Source organism: Streptomyces sp. NBC_01190 (genome assembly GCF_045039895.1).
GTDB lineage: Bacteria > Actinomycetota > Actinomycetes > Streptomycetales > Streptomycetaceae > Actinacidiphila.
Map to the genome: position 1 here is coordinate 2,628,815 of NZ_CP108580.1, position 23,417 is coordinate 2,652,231.

20 protein-coding genes and 1 pseudogene are annotated in these 23,417 nt (G+C 74.1%); 8 read left to right on the forward strand and 13 right to left on the reverse strand.

Annotation, left to right across the window (positions count from 1 at the left end; all coding sequences use genetic code 11):
• Window positions 1-108 precede the first annotated feature (108 nt).
• The 3 genes from OG519_RS10940 to OG519_RS10950 all read right to left on the reverse strand — a co-directional run bounded on the left by OG519_RS10940 (window position 109) and on the right by OG519_RS10950 (window position 2,850).
• Complete coding sequence (locus OG519_RS10940; protein ID WP_405581885.1) at window positions 109-1,473, reverse strand: sensor histidine kinase; 1,365 nt, start codon at window positions 1,471-1,473, stop codon at window positions 109-111.
• Window positions 1,470-2,159 carry a response regulator transcription factor gene (locus OG519_RS10945; RefSeq protein ID WP_405581888.1) on the reverse strand — a complete coding sequence of 230 codons (690 nt, stop codon included), beginning with the start codon at window positions 2,157-2,159 and terminating at the stop codon, window positions 1,470-1,472. The genes OG519_RS10940 and OG519_RS10945 overlap by 4 nt, the downstream gene beginning before the upstream one ends.
• 91 nt (window positions 2,160-2,250) lie before the next feature.
• Window positions 2,251-2,850: a GNAT family N-acetyltransferase gene (locus OG519_RS10950; RefSeq protein WP_405581891.1), complete on the reverse strand. Its 600-nt coding sequence runs from the start codon at window positions 2,848-2,850 to the stop codon at window positions 2,251-2,253.
• A 155-nt stretch (window positions 2,851-3,005) separates the two neighbouring features.
• Between OG519_RS10950 and OG519_RS10955 the strand changes: the two genes are divergently transcribed.
• On the forward strand, window positions 3,006-3,542 hold the full coding sequence (locus OG519_RS10955) for a hypothetical protein (protein WP_405581894.1): 537 nt from the start codon (window positions 3,006-3,008) through the stop codon (window positions 3,540-3,542).
• Window positions 3,543-3,637: 95 nt separating this feature from the next.
• On the opposite strand, the gene OG519_RS10960 is transcribed toward OG519_RS10955, so the two are convergent.
• The 4 genes from OG519_RS10960 to OG519_RS10975 form a co-directional block, all read right to left on the reverse strand.
• The gene (locus tag OG519_RS10960) at window positions 3,638-4,489 is read right to left on the reverse strand and encodes a spermidine synthase (protein WP_405581896.1); all 852 of its coding nucleotides are present in this window, start codon (window positions 4,487-4,489) and stop codon (window positions 3,638-3,640) included.
• A 236-nt stretch (window positions 4,490-4,725) separates the two neighbouring features.
• The gene (locus tag OG519_RS10965; protein ID WP_405581899.1) at window positions 4,726-5,163 is read right to left on the reverse strand and encodes a hypothetical protein; all 438 of its coding nucleotides are present in this window, start codon (window positions 5,161-5,163) and stop codon (window positions 4,726-4,728) included.
• 134 nt (window positions 5,164-5,297) lie between these two features.
• Window positions 5,298-5,891, reverse strand: coding sequence for a histidine phosphatase family protein (locus OG519_RS10970; RefSeq protein WP_405581901.1), 594 nt, complete (start codon window positions 5,889-5,891; stop codon window positions 5,298-5,300).
• 195 nt (window positions 5,892-6,086) lie between these two features.
• The gene (locus OG519_RS10975) at window positions 6,087-6,782 is read right to left on the reverse strand and encodes a TetR/AcrR family transcriptional regulator (protein ID WP_405581903.1); all 696 of its coding nucleotides are present in this window, start codon (window positions 6,780-6,782) and stop codon (window positions 6,087-6,089) included.
• Window positions 6,783-7,099: 317 nt separating this feature from the next.
• Between OG519_RS10975 and OG519_RS10980 the strand changes: the two genes are divergently transcribed.
• The 4 genes from OG519_RS10980 (at window position 7,100) to OG519_RS10995 (ending at window position 13,045) form a co-directional block, all read left to right on the forward strand.
• On the forward strand, window positions 7,100-8,263 hold the full coding sequence (locus OG519_RS10980; protein WP_405581905.1) for a phosphatase PAP2 family protein: 1,164 nt from the start codon (window positions 7,100-7,102) through the stop codon (window positions 8,261-8,263).
• A 57-nt stretch (window positions 8,264-8,320) separates the two neighbouring features.
• The gene (locus OG519_RS10985) at window positions 8,321-9,445 is read left to right on the forward strand and encodes a hypothetical protein (RefSeq protein WP_405592630.1); all 1,125 of its coding nucleotides are present in this window, start codon (window positions 8,321-8,323) and stop codon (window positions 9,443-9,445) included.
• Between the two features lie 463 nt (window positions 9,446-9,908).
• Entirely contained in the window at window positions 9,909-11,660 is a 1,752-nt protein-coding gene (locus tag OG519_RS10990; RefSeq protein ID WP_405581908.1) for a hypothetical protein, read from the forward strand.
• Between the two features lie 38 nt (window positions 11,661-11,698).
• Entirely contained in the window at window positions 11,699-13,045 is a 1,347-nt protein-coding gene (locus tag OG519_RS10995; RefSeq protein ID WP_405592632.1) for an AAA family ATPase, read from the forward strand.
• A 58-nt stretch (window positions 13,046-13,103) separates the two neighbouring features.
• Here the strand turns inward: OG519_RS10995 and OG519_RS11000 are convergent, their stop codons facing one another.
• From OG519_RS11000 to OG519_RS11020, 5 genes are all read right to left on the reverse strand, one after another.
• Window positions 13,104-14,348: a multidrug effflux MFS transporter gene (locus tag OG519_RS11000; RefSeq protein WP_405581911.1), complete on the reverse strand. Its 1,245-nt coding sequence runs from the start codon at window positions 14,346-14,348 to the stop codon at window positions 13,104-13,106.
• Between the two features lie 67 nt (window positions 14,349-14,415).
• Window positions 14,416-15,528 (reverse strand): hypothetical protein, encoded by a 1,113-nt coding sequence (locus tag OG519_RS11005; protein WP_405581913.1) that lies wholly within the window; start codon window positions 15,526-15,528, stop codon window positions 14,416-14,418.
• 52 nt (window positions 15,529-15,580) lie between these two features.
• Window positions 15,581-16,936, reverse strand: a complete 1,356-nt coding sequence (locus OG519_RS11010) for an aldehyde dehydrogenase family protein (RefSeq protein ID WP_405581916.1) — start codon at window positions 16,934-16,936, stop codon at window positions 15,581-15,583.
• Between the two features lies 1 nt (window position 16,937).
• Entirely contained in the window at window positions 16,938-18,167 is a 1,230-nt protein-coding gene (locus tag OG519_RS11015) for a DUF362 domain-containing protein (RefSeq protein WP_405581917.1), read from the reverse strand.
• Between the two features lie 34 nt (window positions 18,168-18,201).
• Entirely contained in the window at window positions 18,202-18,867 is a 666-nt protein-coding gene (locus OG519_RS11020) for a cyclase family protein (RefSeq protein ID WP_405581919.1), read from the reverse strand.
• A gap of 528 nt (window positions 18,868-19,395) precedes the next feature.
• Between OG519_RS11020 and OG519_RS11025 the strand changes: the two genes are divergently transcribed.
• Together OG519_RS11025 and OG519_RS11030 are read left to right on the forward strand one after the other, a co-directional pair.
• On the forward strand, window positions 19,396-20,586 hold the full coding sequence (locus tag OG519_RS11025) for a phenazine biosynthesis protein (RefSeq protein WP_405581922.1): 1,191 nt from the start codon (window positions 19,396-19,398) through the stop codon (window positions 20,584-20,586).
• A gap of 115 nt (window positions 20,587-20,701) precedes the next feature.
• Window positions 20,702-22,315 carry an isochorismate synthase gene (locus OG519_RS11030; RefSeq protein ID WP_405581925.1) on the forward strand — a complete coding sequence of 538 codons (1,614 nt, stop codon included), beginning with the start codon at window positions 20,702-20,704 and terminating at the stop codon, window positions 22,313-22,315.
• A gap of 19 nt (window positions 22,316-22,334) precedes the next feature.
• On the opposite strand, the pseudogene OG519_RS11035 reads toward OG519_RS11030, so the two are convergent.
• A pseudogene (locus OG519_RS11035) lies at window positions 22,335-22,460 on the reverse strand (hypothetical protein); the annotation flags it as partial.
• Here OG519_RS11035 and OG519_RS11040 point away from each other — a divergent pair.
• Complete coding sequence (locus tag OG519_RS11040; RefSeq protein WP_405581928.1) at window positions 22,432-23,382, forward strand: ExsB family transcriptional regulator; 951 nt, start codon at window positions 22,432-22,434, stop codon at window positions 23,380-23,382. The pseudogene OG519_RS11035 and the gene OG519_RS11040 overlap by 29 nt on opposite strands.
• Window positions 23,383-23,417: the final 35 nt, after the last annotated feature.

A 23,417-nucleotide genomic window follows, 5' to 3' on the forward strand; every position in this document is an offset into this window, starting at 1 on the left:
GGAGGCGACCCGCTGGGGAGGGCGTCGCCCAGCCGTCCCATATACCCGCGCCCCCGCGCGGCCGCGCGCCTGCGGCGATAGCTCGCCGCCCCGGAGAAAAGAAACCGCTCAGCGGCGCTTGAGAGGGCCGCGGCGGTGGGTGGAGGTGCGGGGGGAAGAAGGAGTGCGGGGGTCGCGGGCGAGCCAGACGCGGATCTCGGCGCCGCCGAGGACACTGCGGCCGATGGCCACGTCACCGCCGGTGGACTCGGCGACGCGCCGCACGATGTCGAGGCCCAGGCCGGTCGACCCCTGGCCGCCGTCCCCGTGGCCGCGCCGCACCGCCGCGGCGGGGTCGGCGACGCCGGGACCGGCGTCGGAGACCAGCACGATCACCGCGTCCTGCGAACTGTGCACGTCGACCGCGAACGCGGTCCCCTCCGGGGTGTGGCGGAAGACATTGCCGAGCATCGCGTCCAGCGCGGCCGCGAGCTCCACCCGGGCCACCGGCACCCGGACCGGCTTGTCCGCGCCCGCCGTCCGTACCTCCCGGTCCTCGTCCTCGGCCAGCGCGGACCAGAAGGCCATCCGGTCCCGTATCACCTCGGCCGCGTCGCAGCCGGCCGGCACCGCCGCCGAGGCGCGGTGTTCACGGGCGGTGCGGATGATCTGGTCGACCTCTCTTTCGAGCTGGGCGACGGCGGCGCGGGTCTGGTCGGCGGCGGGGCCGTCCCCGAGGGACGCCGTGTTGAGCCGCAGCACGGTCAGCGGGGTCCGCAGCCGATGGCTGAGGTCAGCGGCCAACTCCCGCTCGGTTTCCAGGAGTTGGACGACCTGGTCGGCCATCGCGTTGAACGCGGCCGCCGCGGCCCGCAGCTCGCCCGGCCCCGCCTCCGGCACCCGCACGCCGAGGTCGCCCTGGCCGAGTCGGTGCGCGGCGCCCGCGAGCCGTACGGCGGGCCGGACCATCCGGCTGCCGAGCCGGTCCGCGATGGCCACCGAGGTGATCATCAGACCGAGGCCGACCCCGGCCAGCATCAGCCACGCGGTGGCGACCCCCCGGGTGAGATCGCCGTCCGGCACGAAGACCTCGACCACGGCGATCGCGTTGGAGCTGACCGCGGTGGGCCGCAGCAGCGCCAGCCCGCCGGGCACCTTGACGGTCGCCGCCTCGCCGTGCGCGGAGGCGCTCTCCAGGGCGGCCAGGCCGACCCGGTGGTGTCCGATGTCCACCGCGGGGGCCGTCGCGGTGGCCGGGATCCGCAGCGCGATCCGGTTCTCGGCGCCGGCCTGAGTAGTGGCCACCGCCCGCTCCAACGGCACCCGGTCGCTGGTGATGGCCAGCGCGGGCGCGATCGCGGCGGCCTGGCGTTCGGCGTTGCTGAGCGCCCGGTCGCGGGACAGCTCCTTGACGACCAGGCCGAGCGGGACGGCGAAGGCGATCACCACCATCGCGGTCACCGCGAGGCAGACCCGTACCAGCGACCACCTCATGCCGGCGGCTCCAGCTTCACGCCCACCCCGCGCAAGGTGTGCAGATAGCGGGGCCGCGCCGCCGTCTCCCCCAACTTGCGCCGCAGCCAGGAGAGATGGACGTCGATGGTCTGGTCGTCGCCGTACGACTGCTGCCAGACCTCGGCGAGCAGCTCACGGCGGGCCACCACCTCGCCCGGCCGGGCGGCCAGGAAGGCGAGCAGGTCGAACTCCCGCCGGGTGAGGTCGAGTCCGGCGCCGTCGAGCACCGCCTGCCGCCGCCGTACGTCGATCTCCAGGCCGCCCACCCGGATCACCGGCTCGACCGCCGCGGCGCCGCCCCTGCCATGCGCCCGGCGCAGTACGGCGGCCAGCCGGGCCGACAGATGCTCGACGGAGAACGGTTTCACCAGATAGTCGTCGGCGCCGGCGTTGAGCAGCCGGACCACCTCGGTCTCGTCGTCCCGCGCGGTCGCCACGATCACCGGCACATCGCTCAGCCCGCGCAGCATCTTCAGCGCCTCCGAGCCGTCGAGGTCGGGCAGCCCGAGATCGAGGATCACCACGTCGAAGCCCACCTGCGCGACTTCCCGCAGCGCCTCCAGCGCCGTCCCCACACTCCGCACCGTATGCGCCGCCTCCGTCAGATGCCGGATCAGCGCCGACCGCACGAACTGGTCATCCTCCACGACGAGCACACTTGCCATGCGCGGCAACTTAGCGTGTCCCTGTCCGCCGCTGCCCCCGCCCACCCGTCCGAGCCCCCACGGCCCCGCTGCGTCGCCGGAGCGCCGGGGGTCAGCCGTCGCCGGCAATCCGCGCGGGCAGATGCTCGTCGTGCCAGCCGTCCGCGTGCAGCAGGGCGCTCCGCATGGTGCCTTCCAGCGGGAAGCCCGCCTTCGTGGCGGTCCGGCAGGACGCCGGGTTGGCGGTGGAGTGGGTGATCCGCAGCCGGTGCAGGCCCAGGTCGTCGAAAGCCCACCGGCTGACCCGCACGGTCGCGGCGGCCATGGTTCCACCGCCCCGGCCGGCCGGCAGCAGCCAGTACAAGATCTCGCCGCTGCCGCCCCGCGGATCGAGATCGGCCACCCCGATCAGGCCGACGGCCTTCCCACCGCCGGCTTCCCCGCCGCCGGCCGGCGCGACGGCCCAGATCGCGGCCGCCTCTTCCTGCCAGCGGCTCCGCCACCGGCCGATCCTGAGCCGCGCCTCGGCCTCGGAGAGCAGGCCGGGACGGTTCCAGTGCTGGATGTCGGGGTCCAGGCAGGCGGCGGCGAGCGCCGGCGCGTCGCTCTCCCGCCACGCGCGGAGCCGTACGCCGCCGGCGAGCAGCAGGTCCGGTTGCCCGCTGCCGCTCATCCGGCCGGGCGGTACGACGGGAGGTATGGCGTTGTCCATCGGTCCATGATGGCGAGCCGGGCGCGCGCCACGCCCGGCTCCCCGCCACGAAGGCCGGGCCGTACGGGAGTCGGGCGACGGCGCTCGGGTCCGCCCGCGGGCGGGGTGGCAGGATGGGCGGGGTGTACAGAGGGCTGCTTCATGCCGGAGCGTGGATGGTGGCGACCGCGGCGGCGGTCACCCTGTCGTGGTTCGGGGTGCACTCGGTGCTCAGGAGTACGGCCTACGATCTGCCGCCCGTGCTTCCGGTGACGGCGGAGTCGGTGGGGTCCGCCACCTCGTATCCCGACGTGGCGCAGTCGCCGCCGGTCGCCTCGTCGACACATCGGCCGCGGCCGACGACGCCGCCGCCGAGCACGGCGACCACCCCGGCCAAGCCCACGCCCACGCCCACCACGGCCGTACCGCCGAAGACGCCGCCGGGCACCCCGCGGGCGACCAGCTCCTCCCCCAGCACGTCGACCGGGAACGTGCACAGCTACCCGGTGAAGGGCGGCCGGGTGGTGCTCGACCTCGCGCCGAGCGGCGCGACGCTCGTCAGCGCCTCCCCCACCGCCGACTGGAAGATGCAGGTGTGGAACGAGACGGGGTGGCTGCGGGTCACCTTCACCTCGGCGGACGGCGATGAGGCCTCCTCGGTGTTCTGCACCTGGAACGGGCATCCGCCGTCGGTGCAGACGTACGAGGACTGAGAGGACTGAAGGGCGGCAGTGCTTTGGTCGGATCTAGTCGGATCTAGTCGGATCTAGCCGACTCTAGCCGGATGTAGGCGGATGTAGGCGCGGCTTCAGTCGAAGGTGTGGCTCGGCGGTTCCGGCGAGGCGGCGGCCGTCGCGTCGGTGACGGCGGGGGCGCCCGCGGTGAAGTCGGCCAGGGCGGAGCCGCTCTCGGTACGGGACTGCTGGGGGTCGGTGGCCAGCCGGCGGGTGAGCGCGGCCAGCGGCAGCGGGTGGGCGGCGGCCCACAGGATCAGGTTGCCGAAGCGTTTGCCGCGCAGCACCGCGGGTTCGGCGGCGAGGACGACCTCGGGGAAGGCGGCCCGGACGGTGGCGATCTGGCCGCGGGTGAAGGCGAGCGGGGCGCCGTCGGTGAGGTTGGCCGCGTAGTGGCCGTCGGGCCGCAGCACCCGGCGGACCTCGTGCAGGAACTCCAGGGTGGTCAGGTGGGCGGGGGTGCGGGCGCCCACGAAGGCGTCGGCGATGACCAGGTCGGCGGACGCGTCCGGCAGCTTGCCGAGACCGTCCCGCGCGTCGCCCGCCCGGACCCTGATCCGCCAGGCGCGGTCGAGCGGCAGCTCCCGCCTGACCAGTTCGGTGAGGGCCGTGTCCACCTCCACCACCTGCTGGGTCGACCGGGGCCGGGTGTGCGCGGTGTAGCGGGCCATGGTGAGCGCGCCGCCGCCGAGGTGCACGGCCTGAATGGGGCGGCCCGGCGGCGCGACGAGGTCCACGATGTGCCCGAGCCGGCGCTGGTAGGAAAAGCTGAGGTAGGCCGGATCGGCCAGGTCCACATACGACTGCGGGGCGCCTTCGACCAGCAGCGTCCAGGCGTCCGGCCGGTCCGGGTCGCGGCGCAGCTCGGCCAGACCACCCCCCACGGGGGCGGTACGGCTCTCCGGGACACGTCGCGTTCTGGCCATGCTCCGATTATCGGGCCGACCGATACCGGCGCCGTCCAGGCCCGGCTCATCGACCTCCGAGGCCACCCGACCGGTCTCCGAACGGTCTCCGAACGGTCCCCGGCCGCTGCCAGGCGCCGACCTTGACCCGCACCCCGATCTCGGCCCGAGCCCCGACGTTGAAATCAACTCCGACCCCGATCTCGGCCCGAGCCCCGGCCCCGACCTTGAAATCAAGCCCGGCCCCCGCCCGCGCCTCACCCCGTCAGGTCCGGCCGCCCCGCCCGCCCGTTCTCCGCCGCCTGCTGGTGAGCCGCCTGCTGGTGGTAGCCGTCGACCAGCCGGATCATCCGCGCCGCCTCGCCCAGCGCGGCCCGCAGCACCGCCGGGTCGGTCACGGCGGTGTCCGTGTGCGGCGGCACCAGCCAGCCCACGCCGGGCGCCTCGCCCTCCTCCGTGCGGCAGCAACAGGAGCTGCCGGGCACGTCCCAGGCGTCCGCGGTGCCGGGCGGCACGAGAAAGGCCAGGCTGGCACCGGTGTCGTCGTGCAGGACCGGCCCCACCCCGCCGGAGCTGAAGCGGAGGATGTCCACGGCTTCGAGCCCCTGCCGGGACGGCACCCGGACCAGGTCGCAGGGCGCCGGAACCCCGGCCGCCGCCGCCGGACTGTGCGGGACCTTCTCTGTCTCCGCCACCGCGAACCTCCTCGCAATCGCCGTCGGCGCCCGTCCTCGTGGCCGGGCGCCCACCCACTACAACGCCCGCGAGCGTCAACGGCTACGTGGCTTTCATGCCTCAAGGGGTGGCGATTGCTGGCGAATGGGGCGGGTCAGCCCAAGTGCCCCGTGTCGTTCCACCGCTCGAGCGCCGGCGCACCGTAAGCCCAGCCGAGGATCGAGAGGGACGCCGGGTCCAGCCGGAGCGCGGCGGCGAAGTCCGGCGCGAAGCCGAGCCAGCGGGCGCCGAGCACCCGCAGGAAGTGGCCGTGCGCGAAGACCAGCACGTCCTGCCGGCGGCTCCGGGCCCAGGAGATCACCTCGTCGGCGCGGGCGGCCACCGAGGCGAGCCGCTCACCGCCGGGGACGCCGTCCCGCCAGATGTGGAAGCCGGGGTGAAGCCCCTGGAGTTGGGCCGGGGTGAGGCCCTCGTACTCCCCGTAGTCCCATTCGAGCAGCGCGTCCCACTTCTCGGCCCGGCCGCCGAAGCCGGTCAGCTCGGCGGTCTCGGTGGCGCGCAGCAGCGGGCTGGTGCGGATCTCCAGGTCGGGCAGGGCGTCCCAGGGGGCGGCCGCGAGCCGCCGGCCGAGCAGCAGGGAGGTGCGGCGCCCCTCCTCGGTCAGCGGGATGTCGGTACGGCCGGTGTGCCGACCGGACAGCGACCACTCCGTCTGCCCGTGCCGGACGAGGAGGATACGCGGCGCCATGGCGAGAGGCCCTTCGTACGAGAGGAGGCGGGGGTGCAGACGGGAACGGACGGGAACAGGCGGGACAGACGGGAACAGTCAGGGAGCAGGCGGGGGAGCGGTCGGGGAACAGTCGGAACCAGAGGGTCCATCATGAACCACCCCCGGCCGGCCCCCACAAGTACACCCTCCGCGGCCGCCCACCCGTCACCCGGGTTACGCCGTGGTGCCCGGCCGCTCCGGCAGCAGCCCCCGCAGCATGGCGTCGAGCCCCAGCTCGTACTGCGCGGTGCCGTCCCCCTTCGCGCACATCAGTTCGGGCGCCAGCGCGACCAGCGCCGGATAGCGCTCGGCGGGCAGCGTGTCCAGCTTGGCCCGCACCCGGTCCCGTACGCTCTCGTCGCGCAGCGCGCGGGCCCGGCGGATGTTCCACAGCGCGGAGCCGACGGTGTACTGCATCAGGGCGACTTGGACCCGGGCCGCCTCGTCCGGCCGCAGCCCCGACCGGCAGAGCAGGGCGAGCATGCGCTCGATCACGGCGATCGCGTCGCCGCCGCGCACCGGGCGCAGCGTCAGCAGCGGCAGCGCGGAGGGGTGCTCGGTGAAGAGCCGGTAGACGCCTCGGCAGACGTCCCGCAGTTCGCAGCCGGGATCCGCGGAACCGCTCGGCGGCAGTTCGATCGTGTTCAGCAGGCGCAGCGCGACAGCGTCGTGGATCTCGTCCTTGCCCTTGAAGTACGAGTAGACGGCCATGGTGGCGACCCCGAGCTGCTCGGCGAGCGCGCGCATGGTGAAGGACTCGATGCCGTCCCGGTCGAGCAGGGTGACGGCGGCGTCGAGGATACGATCCGGGTTGAGCGAATTACGGGGTGCGCGGCGCCGCTCTGGACGGACCGGCTGACTGACGGGCATCGGATTCTCTAGTTTTCTCGTCCTGCGAAGGAAGCAAAGGGAGCAAAGGGAGCATCGGAACGCACCAAACCAGTGGAACGGGTGGAACTCTTGAGCGTCCCCGAACTCGGGGCAGGCAACCCGGACGTACGACCGGGGCGTCCTTCCGCGTATCTACCCGGTCACGGAAGGTTGAACACCGTACAAATTGCGGATACTCCGACAATTTCCGGGCCGGTGCCGGTACGGTTTAACGTACGTCGTACGGTAGAGCTTACGCCAGAAGTCCCTGACCGCCGCCCGCGGCGTTCGTCCGCAGAACCTGGAGAGACGTCCGCATGACGATCACCGCCACCGCGCCGCGGGCTGCCGCGTACCGGGGCAAGCTGCGCTGGTGGACCGAGCTGCCGCTCGTCGCCGTCATATACGCCCTCTACTCCGCGGCTCGGCTGATGGTCCGGGGTGATGTGAACGACGCCGTCAAACACGGCGCGGACATCCTTCACTTCGAGCAGTTCACCCACCTTGACCCGGAGCACTTCTTCAACCGGCTCTTCACCCATCACGCCTTCCTCGGGGTGCCGGCCGACTTCGCCTACGCCTCGCTGCACTACGTGATCACGCCGTCGGTGCTGGTCTGGCTCTGGCTGCGGCGGCCCACCCACTACCGGATGGCCCGCACCTGGCTGCTGGTCTCCACGATGATCGGCCTGCTGGGCTTCACCCTGGTGCCGACGGCGCCGCCCCGGCTGCTGCCCGGCGGGCACGGCTTCATCGACACCATGGCCCAGTACGGGTCGTACGGCTGGTGGGGCACCGACGCGAGCGCCCCGCGCGGCCTCGGTCACCTCACCAACCAGTACGCGGCGATGCCGAGCCTGCACGTGGGCTGGTCGCTGTGGTGCGGGATCATCCTCTGGCGCTACGGGCGCCACCGGGTGGTGCGCTGTCTCGGGCTGCTCTACCCGATGGTGACCGCGCTCGTGGTGATGGGGACCGCCAACCACTATCTGATGGACGCGGCGGCCGGTGTGGCAACGATGGGGATCGGCTTCCTGCTGGCCAAGCCGTTGCTGCGGCTGCTGGACCGGGTGGAGGGCGGGATCGCGCGGACCTTCGGGCGCGGCGCGGTCGTTCCCGGCCCGCGCGGGTCGGAGGCGGAGGTGGCGCCCGAGGTGGCGCGGGACGCGGGGCGGGGGTCGGGGCGGGACGCGGGGCGGGGGTCGGCGGAGGCGGCGGCCGGCGCGGAGCCGGTGGGCCCGGAGAAAGCGGGTCCGGAAAAGGTGGGCCCGGAAAAGGTCGGCGCCGAGAGACCGGAAAAGGTGGGCCCCGAGAGAGTGCGGGCGTCCGCCGAGGGCGAACCCGCCGGTTCGGAGGCCGCGGTGCCGGGCGCCCGGACGACCGTACCGCGACCCCTCACCGTGCCGTCGAACCGGAAGAACGGGTCGGACGACGACCGGATCGGCGACGGCGGACGCTCGGTCAGCAGCCGGATGTCGTAGGCAGGTGCCACACTTTCGCGGGTGAGTACTACGCACCACCACTCCCTGCGCGAGCGGATGGCCGCGCTGCGCGGTCCCGGCACCGATCCCCGCCCGATGGACGCGCGGGCGCTGGCCGCGCTCGCCGCCAACCCCGGCTGCCGGCGCCGCGCGCTGCTGGACGCGGCCGGGGTCGACAAGGGCGCCGTCGCGGAAACGCTGGGCGCGCCCGCCCGGTTCGGCCAGTCCCGGTTCGCCTTCTCCCGCGGCCACGCCTTCGAGGCCCGGGTCAAACGGGACGACTGCGCGGAGTTGCTGCGCCTGTTGGGGGTGCGGGGTCCCGGACTCGACGGCACCGAGGTCGAGGGCGAGCCGGCCGGGGACGTCGCCGTCGAGGTGCCCGAGCTCGGGGCGCCGGGCCCTGAGGGGCGGGTGCTCCGGACGAGGCTGGCGCTGGCCGAGGCGACGCCCGGGGTGTGGACGCTGCTGGACCACCCGCTGCTCGCGCTCGACGTGGCGGGCTCCACCGCGTATTTGGAGCCGGACGCGGTGGCGATCGCGCCCGACGGGCGCTGGACCGTGGTCGAGATCAAGTCCTTCCCGATCCTGGACGGCGGCGCCGACGCGATGAAGGTGGGCGCGGCGGCCCGGCAGGCGGCGGTGTACGTACTCGCCCTGGACGCGATCGAGGCGGGCCGCGGCCGGACCGACGTGCTGCTGGTCTGCCCGAAGGACTTCTCCAACCTGCCCACCGCCGAGTGGGTCGACGTACGCAAGCAGCTCGCCGTCACCCGGCGGCAGTTGGCCCGGCTCACCCGGATCGAGGAGATCGCCGCGGCGCTCCCCGCGGGCACCACCTTCGACCTGGGGTACAGCCCGGACGGCCGTACGGTGACCCGGCCGGTCGCCGAGCTCTCCGCCGCGGTGGAATCGGTGCCGGCCGCGTACGCCCCGGAGTGCCTGTCCACGTGCGAACTCGCCTTCCACTGCCGGGACCGCTCCCGCGCCGAGGGCCGGGTGGACGCGCTCGGCCGCGGCCTGCGCGGCGACCTCGGCGAGCTCACCACCGTGGAGGCCGTACTGTCCGCCGCGAGCGGTCTCACCGGCGACCCGGCCGACCCGGCCGTCTCCTCGCTGCGCCGCGCGGCGGCCCTGCGCTCCGAGGCCCTGTCCGAAGCGGCGAAGCAGGGGACCCCCGCATGAGCCCGCCCCAGCCCACCCCGGCGACGCCCCTTGCCCGCCGCCACCCCGCCGAACCCACCCCGGGCGGGGAGGAGCCGGTGACCGGGTCCGGAACCGAGCCGCATCGGGACGCCCCCGACGGAGGCAGGCACCGCCCCACCCCGCCCAGCCGGACGGCGGCCGCGACCCCAGGGCACCCGTGCCCCGCCGAATGGCCCCCGCGGCGGGTGGAACTGGCGGCCCGGTCCGACGCGCAGCCGCGTCGGGAAGCCCACCACGGGACTGAGCGCAGCCCCGCTCCGGGGCATCGGCGCCCCGCCGCCCGGTCCGGCGCATGCGACGGATGTGCGGGGGCGCGACGTGGCGCTGTCGTGGTGGCCGGCCGGACGGCCGGCGCGGGTGCGGTGCTCGCGGTTCGAGCTTCCCGCGGCGGCCCGGTCGGCGACGGCCGGGACGCGGCGGCACAAACCCCCGGAGGGTCCTCATGTCGGTGATGGGAACGCTGGCCCGCGCGGAGGCCGTCGCCGGGGGGCGGGCGGTGGCCGCGGCGACCGTACGGCACCGGTATCTCGCCGAGAAGCCCCTGGTGTTCGTGCCGCTGACCACCGCGGGCGAGTCGGGCGCGCCGCTGGGGGCGATGATCGGGGACGACCGGGACGCGCCGACCCTGCTGGTCGTACCGCAGCCGCTCGACCGGGAGTTGCGGTTCGGCTTCTTCACCGGTCTGGCCGGTGTGCTCCTGCCGCTGCTCGACGCGTACGGCGAACAGGTCGAGGTCGAGCCCGCCACCCGGAACCGCGAGGAGTCCGAACTCTGCGCCGACGCGCTGCAGATCGTGGTGCCCAACGGCGCCGCGCTGGAGTTCGTCCGGCTGGTCGGCCGCTCCACCCGGTTTCTGCGCACCGTCGAGGATCCGGAAGCACCGCACCCCGTACCGGTACCGGTGCCGCTCTTCGGCCGCTGGCTCACCCACTACGCCGAGCGGGCCCGCACCCCCGGCAGCGCGCTGCTGGTCGCGATGACCGACCTGCTCACCCGGCACTGGGCGACCGGACAGAGCGCGATGGAGGACCAGCACCTCGGCGCGCTGCTCGGCTGGATCGATCCCCCGCCGGGCCTCGACGGGGCGGCGGCGGCCTCCCGGGCGCAGACCGGACGCGGCCCCGACGGGCTGCTGTTCAGCCCGCCGGCCGGCCCGGCGACCGACCCGGTCTTCGACAACCGGGTGCTCGCGCCCGCGATGGCCCGTTACGACGAGGCACGGGCGGCGGCCGAGCAGGATCCCCGCCGCGCCAAGCCCCGGCTGGCGGCGGCGGAGGCGGAGGCGGAGGTGCGCCGGCTGGTCGCCTCGCAGCTCAAGCCGACCTGGGACGACGTATGGCGGGGCATCGACCTGCTGCGGGCGCTGCCCGCGGGGGCGCACGTCGAGGAGCGGTGGAAGCGCGACCGGTGGTCCTTCACCGGCCACCGGGACCGTATCCGCGCCGGGGAGCCGCCGCAGCCGAAGCGGGACGACGCGATCACGGCCGCGCAGAAGCTCGCCGGGCGGGAGACCGCGCAGGCCAGGCTCTTCGCCCAGGAGGCGCTCGACGATCCGCTGGCGATGGCGGCCAGGCGGCTGGCCGGGGAGGCGTTCGCCGGGGAGGTGGCGGCGGTCGAGATGGCGTACTCCGAGGGGCGGCGGCCGATGCCGCGCCCGCTGGTGACCGTGACCACGGGCGACGTCCCGCAGGCGGAGCCGGGGGCGAAGGCGTACCGGGCCGTGCCGGGAGCGAAGTCGGCGCAGCCGGCGGAACTGGTCGCCGCCGAGGAGTTCGCCGGGGAGTGGCAGGTCACCGTCCGGCTGACCGGGGGGATGGGCAACGGGCGTACGCCGAAGGAGGGTTCGGTGCCGGAGCCGGGCGAGCGGGTCTGCTTCACCTTCTTCGAGCACGAGCCCCGGAGCGGTCCGGCCCTGCCCGACCCCGAGGCCACGCCCTGGACGCACGGCGGCCCGCCGGAGCGGGCGCCGGTCCCGGTCCAGCCGGCGGGGCCCGCCGGGGAGCGTGGCGGGGAGACGCCGGCGCCCGCCGCTTCCGCCGCGCCCGGCGCCTTCGTCCTGTCCGGCTCCCCCGCCGTGCTCGGCGCCTCCGCCAAGCTCGGCCCGACCGCCACGCCCGCTGAGGCGGGCGCCCCCGCCGCTTACCACCGCCCCGCCGACCCGCCCGATCCCCTCACCGCCGAGGACTACCTGTGAACCCCGTAACGGACGGGCCGGCCGCCGATCCGAGCCCCATCGCGCTCCGGGCCGCGCCCGCCGGCTCGGATCCGGCCGCCGACGCGGCCGCCGCCACCGCCGCGATCCTCAACAGCACCCTGCACTCCCCCGCCAGGGGCGTCGTCGTGGACTCGCCCCCGGGCGCCGGGAAATCCACCCTGGTCGTCCGCGCGGCACGCGAACTCGCCGCCGCCGGGGAATCGTTGATGATCGTCGCGCAGACCAACGCCCAAGTGGACGACCTTGCCGACCGGCTGGCCACCGCCGACCCGGAGCTGCCGGTGGGGCGGCTGCACGGCGCCGACTCCCCGCCCGACCCGATGCTCGACCGGCACCCCGCGCTCGCCAAGTCCACCTCGGTGGCCGATCTGCGCGACCGTACGGTGGTGATCGCGACCGCGGCGAAGTGGGCGTACGTCAAGGACACCGAGCCCTGGCGGCACGCGATCGTCGACGAGGCGTATCAGATGCGCTCCGACGCGCTGCTGCAAGTGGCCGGGCTCTTCGAGCGGGCGCTCTTCGTCGGTGACCCGGGCCAGTTGGACCCGTTCAGCGTGGTGGCCGCCGACCAGTGGGCGGGGCTGAGCTACGACCCGTCGGCGAGCGCGGTGGTGACGCTGCTGGCCCACAACCCGGGCCTGCCGCAGCACCGCCTGCCCGTCTCCTGGCGGCTGCCCGCCTCGGCGGCGCCGCTGGTGTCACGGGCCTTCTATCCGTACACGCCGTTCCGCAGCGGCACCGGACCGGGCGACCGGCGGCTGGCCTTCGGCGTGCCGGGCGACGGCGGGGCCCCCGACCGGGTGCTCGACGAAGCCGCGGCGACCGGCTGGGGGCTGCTCGAACTGCCCGCCCGGCACACCCCGCGCACCGACCCGGAGGCCGTCCGGGCCGTCGCGCTGGTGGTCCGGCGGCTGCTGGACCGCGGCGGCCTCACCTACAGCGCCCCCGATCCGGATCCGGCGCCGCTGACCGCCGACCGGATCGCCGTCGGCACCGCCCACCGCGACCAGGCGGCGGCGGTCCGGGGCGCGTTGGCGGCACTCGGCGTGGCCGGCGTGACCGTGGACACCGCCAACCGGCTCCAGGGCCGGGAGTTCGACGTCACGGTGGTCCTCCACCCGCTCTCCGGCCGCCCCGACGCGACCGCCTTCCACCTGGAGACGGGCCGCCTCTGCGTCCTCACCTCCCGGCACCGCCACGCCTGCATCGTCGTATGCCGCGCGGGCGTCGCCGACCTCCTCGACGAACACCCGTCCTCGGAGCCGGTCCGCCTCGGCGTCACCGTGAAGTTCCCCGACGGCTGGGAAGCGAACCACGCGGTCCTGGCCCACCTCGCCGAACACCGCATCCCCCTCCACCCCTGACCCCCACCACACCCCGTGCCGCCCCCTCCGCGACCCCGCCCCGCCGGAGGGGTGGCCGTCAGGGGGTGCTCAGGGGCACGGCGGGCTCTTCGGGGTGTTGGGGTGTTGGCGGGGGGTGGGGGGTGAGGCGGAAGGCGGTCAGGGCGGAGAGGGTCAGGGCGGCGATGATCAGGGACATCGGGGCGGAGGTGTGGGAGCCGGCGAGGCCGGCCAGGGGGGCGGCGAGGCCGCCGAGGAGGAATTGGGACAGGCCCATCAGGGCGGCGGCGGTTCCGGCCATCCGGGGTGGTCGCTGGGAGAGGGCGAGCGCCATCGAGTTGGGCAGGATGAGGCCGATGGACGCGACCACCATGAACAGGCCGGGCAGCAGCGTCCAGAGCCCGAGGGACAGCGAGCCCGCCACCGCCAGGCCGCCGCACGCGGCGATGCGGAGGCCGGCCCGGACGAGGCGGGCCGGGCCGTGCTCGTCCACCAGACGCGAACCGATCCGGCCCGCGACCGCGATCCCGGCGCCGTTGACGGCGAAGAGGCCCGCGAACGCCAACCGCGGCAGCCCGTAGACCTCCTGGATCACGAAGGGGGAGCCGGAGATGTAGGTGAACAGCGCGGCGAACGCCAGCCCGCCGGTGAGCGCGTAGCCGATGAAGGAGCGGTCGGCGGCCAGCTTGCCGAAGGCCGCGACGAGGGCCAACGGCCCCTCTCCGCGCCGGGCTTGCGGCGGCAGCGACTCGGGCAGCCCCTGGTGGACGACGATCAGGAGCAGTACGCCGAGGCCGGCGATCACGGCGAACAGCCCTCGCCAGGGCAGGACCTGGAGCAGCGCCCCGCCCGCGAGCGGCGCCACGACCGGCGCCAGCGCGCTGACCTGGACCAGGCTGCCGAAGAAGCGCGCCGCCGCGGCCCCTTGGTGCAGATCGCGGACCACCGCCCGGGCGATCACGATCGCCGTACCGCCCATGGCGCCTTGCAGCAGCCGGGCCCCGATCAGGAACCACACGGTCGGCGCCACGAGGCAGAGCAGCGAGGCGGCGGCGTAGCCGGCCACCCCGACGAGCAGCGGCCGGCGCCGCCCCAGCCGGTCGCTGGTGGGTCCGGCCACCACCTGGCCGAGGGCGAGCCCGATCAGACAACCGGTGATGGTGAGTTGGCTGAGCGAGGCGCTGCCGCCGAGATCGTCACCGAGCCGGGGCAGCGCCGGGAGGTAGAGGTCGATCGACAGCGGGCCGAGCGCGGAGAGCCCGGCCAGGATCACCACCAGCAGGATCGGGCGGGCCTCGGCGGTGACCGGGGTGGCCTGCGTCACGTCGTTCCCTTCCGGCCGGGGTCGGGGCAGCGGCCATCTATCACAGATGCCACAGGTGCCACGGGTGTCACGCCTCGACGAGGCGGACCGGGTCGCCGAACCGCATCAGGTCGCGGTAGGACTCGGCCCTGGCGTGGCGCATCGTGCGCAGCACCCTGACCGCGCTCTCGGCCGCCTGCCCGCTCTGGACCAGCGAACGGTCGTCACCGACCAGAGCGGCCGTCACGATGATGTGCCGCTCGATGTCCTGGAGGTCCGCTTCGAGCAACGCGTCCCGGGCCAGAGCCAGTTCGGGGTCGGCCGCGGCCATCTCGGCAAAGGGGACGGCGGATACGTGGACCAGCCGCCGCATCGCCCGCCGGAAGGCGCGGTGTTCCGGCTGGGTGCGCCCGGTGAGCGCCTCGGGTACGGCCGGCGGGTGCATCGTCGGGCGGACCTTCGCGTCGTAGCAGGGCGCCGACATGTCGCCGGCGTGCATCATCGCCGCGGTGAAGCCGCGGACCAGCACGACGGCCTCCCGCACGGCCTCGAAGGCGGTGTCCCGCTCGCCGGCGGCGAGCGCCGGGACGGCCCGGGAGACGGCGTCGGCCGCCGCCAGGTTGAGGACGAAGTAGAGGTGGTGGGTGACGACCCAGCGCGTCAACTCATCCTGCGCGGGCTGCGGTGCCGGGCGGGCGTCGGTCACCCTGGGGCGCGGTTCGGCCGCCGCGCCCTGCCGGGGCGCGAGTCCCTGCCCGAGGGCGAGCCGCCGCAGGAGCGCGGCCATCGCGAGGACCTCGGCGGCCCGGTCGTTGGCGCCGAGCCGGGCGTGCCGGAGATCGGTGAGGGCCCGGGCGACGATGGCGGTCGTCTCGGCGGCCAGCCGGGCGTCGTCGAGCTTGGCCGTACGGACGCCGAAGTAGTCGTGGTTGGGGACGACGGGCACCAGCGCGGCGGTGTCCATCGGGTCGGCGGTCGTCTCGGCGGCGAGCCGGTCGACCCGGGCCACCGCCGTTTCCGTGGTCGCTTCGCGGGAGCCGGCGGCGCCTTCCCTGCTCAGCAGTTCGCCGTGCAGGGCCGTCAGCGCGTCGACCGCGGCCAGCAGGGTGGTCTCGACGGACGGGGCGAGACGGGCGCGGCAGCGGACCACCCCGTCCTCGGGGAGAACGACGATCGGTAGGGCGGGGCAGGCTCGCGCCATGTCAGTCACCTCGGTTCTTCGGCACGCCGGCGGCGTACGGGGGCGGCCGGCTTCACCGTCGGGACGGGCGTACGGCGGCGAAGCCCCGTACCTCGTTGAGGAAGGACCCGAGGTATCCGTCGTGCGGCAGGTAGGGGTCGCGCCACCAGCCGGGGATCCGGCCGTGCAGCACGGTCCTGATGCCGGGCGCGGCCAGCGCCGCGGCGACCAGCGGGATCCTGTCGGTCAGCAGGGTCAGGGCGAGAGTGTCGCGCAGCGGGGCCAGCCCCTCGGACGGCTGCCAGGGCGCCACCCAGACGCAGGGGAAGGGGAGTTCGGTGCCCAGCCCGGGGTGGTCGGCGCGGTCCGCGCGGATCACCGCGGGACGCAGCGCCGCCGCGTCCCCGTCGACGACCGGCAGCGGGCCGTCGGCGTAGTGCGGCGCCGCCAGTTCGACGGCGCCGCGGGCGGCCGCGTCCAGCGCCGCCCGCAGGGCCTCCGCCTCTTTGCGCGGGCGGGCCGGGAGGACCGCCCGCTCGTCGGTGACCGGGTGGACCGGCAGCGCGGCCAGCCGTTCCGCCAGGTCGGCCGCGAGGCGCCGGTGGTCGCCCGAGGTGAGCACGACACTGGCGTTGGTGCAGCGCACCCCGCCGTCGTCGGCGATCTCGGCGACGAGGTGGTCGAGCGTCTCCTCGTCGGCCGGGCGGTCCAACAGGATCTTGCTGCGGCCCGGGCCGCGGACCAGGACCCGGTCGTGGCCGCGCAGCCGCGCCACGGTGTCCTCGCCGCCGTAGACGAGGGCGAGGTCGGCGGCGTCCCGGAGCGCGTCGGCGGAGCTGTGCGAACCGGGCAGCAGGCTGATCATGCCGGGGGCGAGCCCGGCGTCGAGCAGGGCCCGCACCAGCCGCAGCGGGGTGACCGGATCGCGGGCGCCCGGGCGGACCACCACCCGGTAGCCGAAGGCGAGGGCCTGGAGCCAAGCGCCTTGGGTCGCCGGGTGGTTGCTGGGCGCCACCACGCCGAGGACCTCGCCGCGCCGCACCCAGCGGGCGGTTCCGCCGGCGCCGATCGGCCGCTGGCGCGCCATCACGTCGCCGAGCCGTCCGCACAGCTCCGCCAGATGGCCGAGCGTGCGGCGGGTCACGGCGATCGGCACGCCGGAGGCGAGGGCCTGGGCCCGGCAGAACTCCTCCGGACTCTGGCCGCCGAGGGTGGCGCCGGCGAATCGGCGGCCCGCCTCGGCGAGTACGGTCAGCCGCTCGGCCGGTGACAGGTCCGGCGCCCCGCGCATCTTCTTGACGGTCAGCCGGGTCAAGAGGGCGGGTGCCTCGTGGACGGTGGCGAGGGGGACGCCGTCGACGCCGTGCAGCACCCGGGTCTCCCGGGAGGCGGCCTCCTCGCCCGCTCGGACCAGGGGAACGGACAGCATCTCAGACCAACTCCTCGGGGGCCGGCCAGTTCTGCCGAGCGGCGGACCGGGTGGACTGGCAGGGCACCTGCGTCGGCACCCGGAACTGGGTGCGCTCCTGCTCGGTGACGGCGTGCCCCATCGCGTACCGCAGGCCGGCGGTCTGGATGGCGCGCGGCGGGCAGCCTTCGAGGTAGACGCCGGCCTCCCGGTGCTCGTAGAGCGCGTTGCCCACCAGCACCACGGCGCCGCGCGGTTCGGGCAGCCTCCGTACGGGTCCGGAGACGATCGTCAGCTCTCCCGGGTAGCGCAGCAGATCCGGTCGGAGCAGGTGCAGGGCCGCGGCGACCCATCGGCGGCAGTCGTCGCACGCCGTGTCGGCGTGCACGTGGATGCCCTCGCGCGGCGGGGTCAGGTCGATCGGGGCCCGCTCGATGGCGAAGGCGACCGCGGCCAGGTCGGCGCCCCTGATCTCGATGTCGGCGAGGTCGATCGGTCCGAGCCCCCGCCGGGCCGCGTCCCGCAGATAGGCGAGCTCCCAGGAGGCGATGCCGGCCGCGGCGGCCATGGTGACGTCGAGCGCGACGGCGTTCTCCGATGCGGCGAGCAGTCCGACCGCCCGACTGCTGCCCTCCATCGGGTAGTTGCCCTCGATCACGGTCAGCGCGTCGCAGACCACGAGGTGCTGGGGGCGCAGCAGGTTGAGGTCGACGATGGATTCCTCGACCCCGGCCATGTGCACGATCCGGGTGGTGAAGCCGGGCAGCAGCCCGACCAGGTTCTTCATGGCGTTGGTGAAGACCACGCTGGAGTGGGTGCGCAGTTGGGGGGCGCCGATGAAGAGATCGCACTCGACCACCAGGTCGGGGACGGCGATCGGGACCCGTAGCGAGGTGGCGCCCGGCACCTGCACGATCCGCAGCGGCCGGTCGTCGAAGCTGACCACCTGTGCGTAGCGGTGCAGCGGGCTGCCCTTGAGGATGTCCTTGATCACCTGGGTGCGTTCGGCGACGAAGACCTCGGCGCCGCGCTCCGAGGCACGCTTCGCCACCGCGAGCAGCAGCTCCGGGCTGGTTCTGAACCCCGGCTTGAGCTGGAACATATTGGGCTTGATGACGACCCGGTCGCCCCTGCCCACCTGCCGTAAGGGGTCGCCGAGCAGGTCGAGCAGGGCCGCCACCGCCCGGTCGACGGCGGGGGCGGTCCGGTACTCGACCTCGGTGAGCGCGACCGCGACGGGATTCCCGGTCATCCGGCCCCCCGGCAGGACCGCCCCGCCACGGGGCTCACCACGGCCAGCCGTCGAAGACGACGGCGCGGGCGGGAGCGGCCTCGACCCCGGCGATCTTGACCGGCAGCGCCATCAACTGGGCGACGGAGGAGCTGATCCGGTCGAGATTCTGCACATTCTCCAGAATGGGGATTCCGGCCGCCAGCAGCCGCCGGTGCACCTGGCCGCTCCGGTCGTCGGGGCGCTCGGTGATGCAGTCCATACCGACCAGCACCGCCTCGTTCGCCACCATCCAGTCGGCCGCCGAAATCGTCAGGTACGGCGGCGTGTCCCAGTAATCGGGCCGGCCGAGGTACCGGTTGGGATGGTCGGTGCGGATGAGAAGCCGGTCACCGGGCCGCCACACATCGCGCAGCGCCTTTTCCAGGTCGTCACCGGTGACCGGGTCGAGATCGCGTTTGTCGGAGAGATCGGCGATGCAGACCCGGCCGACAAAGGTTTCCAGCGGGACTTCGTCGATCTTCTCGCGGTCCTCGAAGAAGTGATATCCCGATTCCACATGCGTTCCGTTGTGCGGAAATAATCGCAGGTCGGAGAAGGTGCGCCCACCCCCGGCCGGATCGGTTCGCGGGGTCATCGCCTTGACCACGGCGAATTGCGGATACCAGGAAGCGCCATAGGCGGGCATACCTTCATACCAGCCCTGACTGATGTCGATCATCTGCACAGCGCACCTCACTATAGTGATCAGATTTTTTGATCAGCGGACAACTTGTCCCGCGATGAGAGCGGCAATGAAGATCAGAGCACAGAAAGAGCGACCCTGGCAATCCCCTGTGAACTAGGCTACGATCAACATCGCGATCCTCGCTTAAGCCGAGCCGGGGGGCTCCGATCATCACATTTCTGGCCGACGGTCATGCCGTGGCCATCATTCGATAAACACATCACCGGAAAAACCAGCACCTGATCAACCGAGCGCCACCCCGCCACCTCAGATACCGGGGTATTCATGAGGGGCCGGAACGGGTTTTTCCGGCAAAAATCTACGCGCGTCCACTCGGTTCCGGGTGGCCACATCGTGCGAGCCCAACCGCCCCTGATCCGGGGTCGCTCCGGCGTTCCGGCGCCCTCGGCTTCTTTGCTTCTTTGGCGTTCCTGAAGTTCTTGGCGTTCTTGGAGTTCTTGGAGTTCTTGGAGTTCTTGGCGTTCTTGGCGTTCTTGGCGTTTCGTCATCTGGAGACAGCGCATGCCCGACCGCACAGCCGATCCGTTCACCACCCACCCGACGTCCGGGAACCCCGGGAGCCCTGAGCACCCCGAGGACTTCTGGACCCCTGGCGGCTCCGGGAACCCCGGGAGATCCGAGAGCCCCCAGGCATCGGAAGCCTTCGTCCGTGCCGCGATGCGCTGGCACTTCTCGCCGGCCACCGGCTCCCCGTTCTGGATCAAGCGGGCGGCCGAGCTTGACTTCGATCCGCTGACCGACATCCGCAGTTGGGAAGACCTGGACCGTTTCCCGGACGTCAGCGACGAATGGCGGGACGTGCCGGTCGACGCGCTGGTGCCGTCCGGAATCGACCGGGCCGGCTGGGACTTCCGGGTCTTCGACAGCGGCGGCACCACCGGCAGACCCACCCGCATCGTGGAGTCGCGCTCCCGCCTCGCCGGCGTCCGCTGGGTGAGCGGGGTGCTCGCCGAGCACGGCATCCCCGACGCCGGCCCCGGCCACTGGCTGCACCTCGGACCCACCGGGCCGCACATCGTCGGACGCTCCATCGGACTCCTGGCCCACCTGCGCGGCACCTTCTGCCACTACATCGACTTCGACCCGCGCTGGGTGAAGACCAGCCTGCGGGAGGGGCGGACGGAAGAGGCCCGCCGCTATCTGCGGCACATCCTGGCGCAGGCCCTCGATGTGCTGTCCACCCAGCCCGTCGCGGTGCTCTTCGCCACCCCGCCGGTCCTGGAGGCGCTCGCCGCCGACGAGCAGCTCTACGATCTGGCGCGGCGGAAACTGCGCGGCATCATCTGGGCCGGCACCAGCATCAGCCCGGAGACGCTCCGGGTGGTCGAGGAGGAACTCTTCCCCGACGCGGCCGTCGTCGGCCTCTACGGCAACACGCTGATGGGGATCGCCCCGCAGCGGCCCAGGGATCGCTCCCGGCCGGACGAAGGCTGCGTCTTCATCCCGTATCACCCGTTCAGCCGAGTGCGGGTGGTCGATCCCGAGGAGCCCGGGCGGCTGGTCGGATACGGCGAGCGGGGTCAGGCCAGGATCAGCCTGCTCAGCCGGGACATGCTGCTGCCCTGGGCGCTGGAGCGGGACGCGGTGATCCGGGTGGCGCCCACCGCCGCCTACCCGCAGGACGGGCTCGCCGACATCCGCCCGCTCACGGCCGACGGCGCTCCCGCACCCGTGGTCGAGGGGGTGTACTGAGGTGCGGCCCGGCCTCGTTCCCGGCACGGACCGGGATGCGGACACCGGTCCGGATACGGGCACGGATACGAGTTCAGGCGCGGATACGGGCGCGGGCACGGATACGGGCGCGGATGTGGGTCCTGCCACCGCCGCTGCCTCCGCCGGCCCACCCTCCACCGCCGCCGCCACGACCCGCGCCGCCGTACTCGACCGGGCCGACCGGGAGAGCCTGCGCGACACCCTCCGGCGCGCGGTCGCGCGGGCCCGCCGCACCCAGCGCCCGGTGCTGGCGAGTTGGGCCAGGAGCGAGGAGCTCGCCGACCCGGTCGCGACCTGGTGCCGGTCCCGCCGCAGCACCCAGCGTTCGTTGGTGTGGCAGTCGGCCTGGGACGGCGGCGTCATCGTCGCGCTGGGCACGGCGCGGGATCTGCGCGGAAGAGGGGCCGGACGGATCGGGTCGGTCCGCGACCACTGGGCGGCGCTGATCGCGAACCTGGTCACCGGCGGCCCGGACGGGCCGGACCCGTCGGGCGGCGCGGGGCCACTGGCGGTCGGCGGCTTCGCCTTCCGGCCCGAGCACATCCGGCCCGAGCACATCCGGCCCGAGCACATCCGGCCCGAGCACGCCGAGCCGGCACGCACCGCGCCCGGGTACGCCAAGCCCCGTCTCACCGCGCCCGGGTCCACCGAAGAGATCATCCGGCTCCCCGACACGCTGATGTGGGTCCCGGCACTCCAACTGCGCGGTACGGCGGGCGAGGCCGCGGATCGGCCGGGACCCGGTGAACTGCGGCTCAACGCGGTGCTGTTGCACGACAGCGATCCCGAGCAGACGGCCGACGCGCTGATCCACTTCGCCGAGCGCTGCCTCGCGGACGAGCGGAAGAGCGAGGAGCCGAGGCCGTACCCGGCCGGCCGCACCTGTGACGCCGTGCCGCGGCCGGGCCCCGACGACTGGAAGCAACTGGTCCGCCGCGCGGTCGGCCGGATCCAGCACGGCGGCTTCGAAAAGGTGGTGCTGGCCCGCGAGTTGGCGGTCACCTCGTCCTCGCCGTTCGATGTGCCGGCCACGGTCCGCCGGCTGCGCGACACCGGTCCCGGCACCACCGTCTTCGCCCTCGACCACGAGGAGTACACCTTCCTCGGCGCGACCCCCGAATACCTGGTGCGGGTGGCCGGCCGTACGGCGCACACACTGGGCCTGGCCGGCACCGCCCCGCGCGGGTCCACCCCGGAACAGGACCGGGCGCTCGCCCGCGAACTGGCCGCGAGCGCCAAGAACCGCCACGAGCACGATGTGGTGGTCGGGATGCTCCGCGAGGTGCTGCGCGCCTCCTGCCGCCATGTGACGGCGGACCCGGTCCCCTCCGTGGCGCAACTCCCCCATGTGCAGCACCTGTCCACCCAGGTCAGCGGTGAACTGGCCGATCACGGGACCGGAATCCTGGACCTCGTCGAGCACCTGCACCCGACCCCGGCGCTCGGCGGCCATCCCCGCGAGGAGTCGCTGCGCTGGCTCGCCGCCAACGAGGGTCTCGACCGGAGCTGGTACGCCGGGGTGGTGGGCTGGACGGATCCCGCCGGTCAGGGGGAGTTCGGGGTGGCGATCCGCTCGGCGCTGCTCGACGGCCCGCGCGCCTCGCTCTACGCGGGGTGCGGCATCGTGGCCGACTCCGATCCCCAGGCCGAATACGCCGAGTCCTGCGCGAAGTTGCGCCCGATGCTGTCCGCGCTGGAGATCGAGTGACCGCCATGCCGCCGTCCCCGTCCCCGTCCCCGTCCCCGTCCCCGTCCCCGTCCCCGTCCCCGTCCCCGTCCCCGTCCCCGTCCCCGTCCCCGTCCCCGTCCCCGTCCCCGTCCCCGATGAGTGTGCCGCCGTCCGATCCGCTCACCTCGCGGCTCGACGCGCTGCACCGGCGGCTGACCGGTCTGGGTTCCGTGGTGGTGGCCTTCTCCGGTGGCGCGGACTCGGCGCTGCTGCTGGCCGCCGCGATCCGCGCCCTCGGCCCCGACCGGGTACTCGCGGCGACCGGTGACTCGGCGAGCCTGTCGGACACCGAGCGCGGCGCCGTACGGGACATCGCCCGTGAACTGGGCGCGCGGCACACCTTCGTCACCACCCGTGAACTGGACACCCCGGGCTACCGGGACAACTCCCGCGCCCGCTGCTGGTTCTGCAAGGACGAGCTGGTGGCGCGGCTGCTTGAGCTGGCCACCACCGCGGAGTTGGCGCATGTCGCCGTCGGTACCAACGCGGACGATCTGCTGGACCCCTTCCGGCCCGGCATCCGGGCGGCCGCGGCGCTCGGCGCGGTCACCCCGCTGGCCGACGCCGGCCTGACGAAGGATCAGGTACGGGCGGCGAGCCGGCGGTGGGACCTTTCGACCTGGCAGAAGCCCGCGTCACCGTGTCTGTCCAGCCGGATCGCCTACGGGCTGACGATCACCCGGGACCGGCTGACGAGGGTGGCGGCCGCCGAGGCCGGACTCCGCGCCAGCCTGCGCCGCGCCGGAATCGACTCGGCCGACCTGCGGGTGCGGGACCTCGGCGACCGCGCGCTGATCCAGGTGGCGTTGCCGGCGGTGCCGGCCGTGCTGGCCTGCCCCGAGGCGCTGGCGGCGGTGCGGGCGAGCGGTTTCCCCGCCGTGGAGGTCGACCCCCGCGGCTTCCGCTCCGGCTCGCTCAACGAGGTCCCCGCGGGTCCGGCCGACCCCGAAGGCCCCGCGGGCCGAGCCGATCGCGCCGCCCCCACCGGCCCCGACCCAGCCCCCGACCACGCTCCGGCTCCCGACGGACCGGGCCACGGCCCATGACCAGACCCGGCGGCCCCCGCCCGCGGGCCCAGAAC

Coding starts and splice junctions, on each gene's coding strand:
- OG519_RS10980 (WP_405581905.1), top strand. CDS start 7,100: ATGACGATCACCGCCACCGCGCCGCGGGCTGCCGCGTACCGGGGCAAG.
- OG519_RS10970 (WP_405581901.1), bottom strand. CDS start 5,891: ATGGCGCCGCGTATCCTCCTCGTCCGGCACGGGCAGACGGAGTGGTCG.
- OG519_RS10955 (WP_405581894.1), top strand. CDS start 3,006: ATGGTGGCGACCGCGGCGGCGGTCACCCTGTCGTGGTTCGGGGTGCAC.
- OG519_RS10950 (WP_405581891.1), bottom strand. CDS start 2,850: ATGGACAACGCCATACCTCCCGTCGTACCGCCCGGCCGGATGAGCGGC.
- OG519_RS11005 (WP_405581913.1), bottom strand. CDS start 15,528: ATGGCGCGAGCCTGCCCCGCCCTACCGATCGTCGTTCTCCCCGAGGAC.
- OG519_RS10975 (WP_405581903.1), bottom strand. CDS start 6,782: ATGCCCGTCAGTCAGCCGGTCCGTCCAGAGCGGCGCCGCGCACCCCGT.
- OG519_RS10990 (WP_405581908.1), top strand. CDS start 9,909: ATGTCGGTGATGGGAACGCTGGCCCGCGCGGAGGCCGTCGCCGGGGGG.
- OG519_RS10940 (WP_405581885.1), bottom strand. CDS start 1,473: ATGAGGTGGTCGCTGGTACGGGTCTGCCTCGCGGTGACCGCGATGGTG.
- OG519_RS10985 (WP_405592630.1), top strand. CDS start 8,321: ATGGCCGCGCTGCGCGGTCCCGGCACCGATCCCCGCCCGATGGACGCG.
- OG519_RS11010 (WP_405581916.1), bottom strand. CDS start 16,936: ATGCTGTCCGTTCCCCTGGTCCGAGCGGGCGAGGAGGCCGCCTCCCGG.
- OG519_RS10960 (WP_405581896.1), bottom strand. CDS start 4,489: ATGGCCAGAACGCGACGTGTCCCGGAGAGCCGTACCGCCCCCGTGGGG.
- OG519_RS11025 (WP_405581922.1), top strand. CDS start 19,396: ATGCCCGACCGCACAGCCGATCCGTTCACCACCCACCCGACGTCCGGG.
- OG519_RS11020 (WP_405581919.1), bottom strand. CDS start 18,867: ATGATCGACATCAGTCAGGGCTGGTATGAAGGTATGCCCGCCTATGGC.
- OG519_RS11040 (WP_405581928.1), top strand. CDS start 22,432: ATGAGTGTGCCGCCGTCCGATCCGCTCACCTCGCGGCTCGACGCGCTG.
- OG519_RS10945 (WP_405581888.1), bottom strand. CDS start 2,159: ATGGCAAGTGTGCTCGTCGTGGAGGATGACCAGTTCGTGCGGTCGGCG.
- OG519_RS11015 (WP_405581917.1), bottom strand. CDS start 18,167: ATGACCGGGAATCCCGTCGCGGTCGCGCTCACCGAGGTCGAGTACCGG.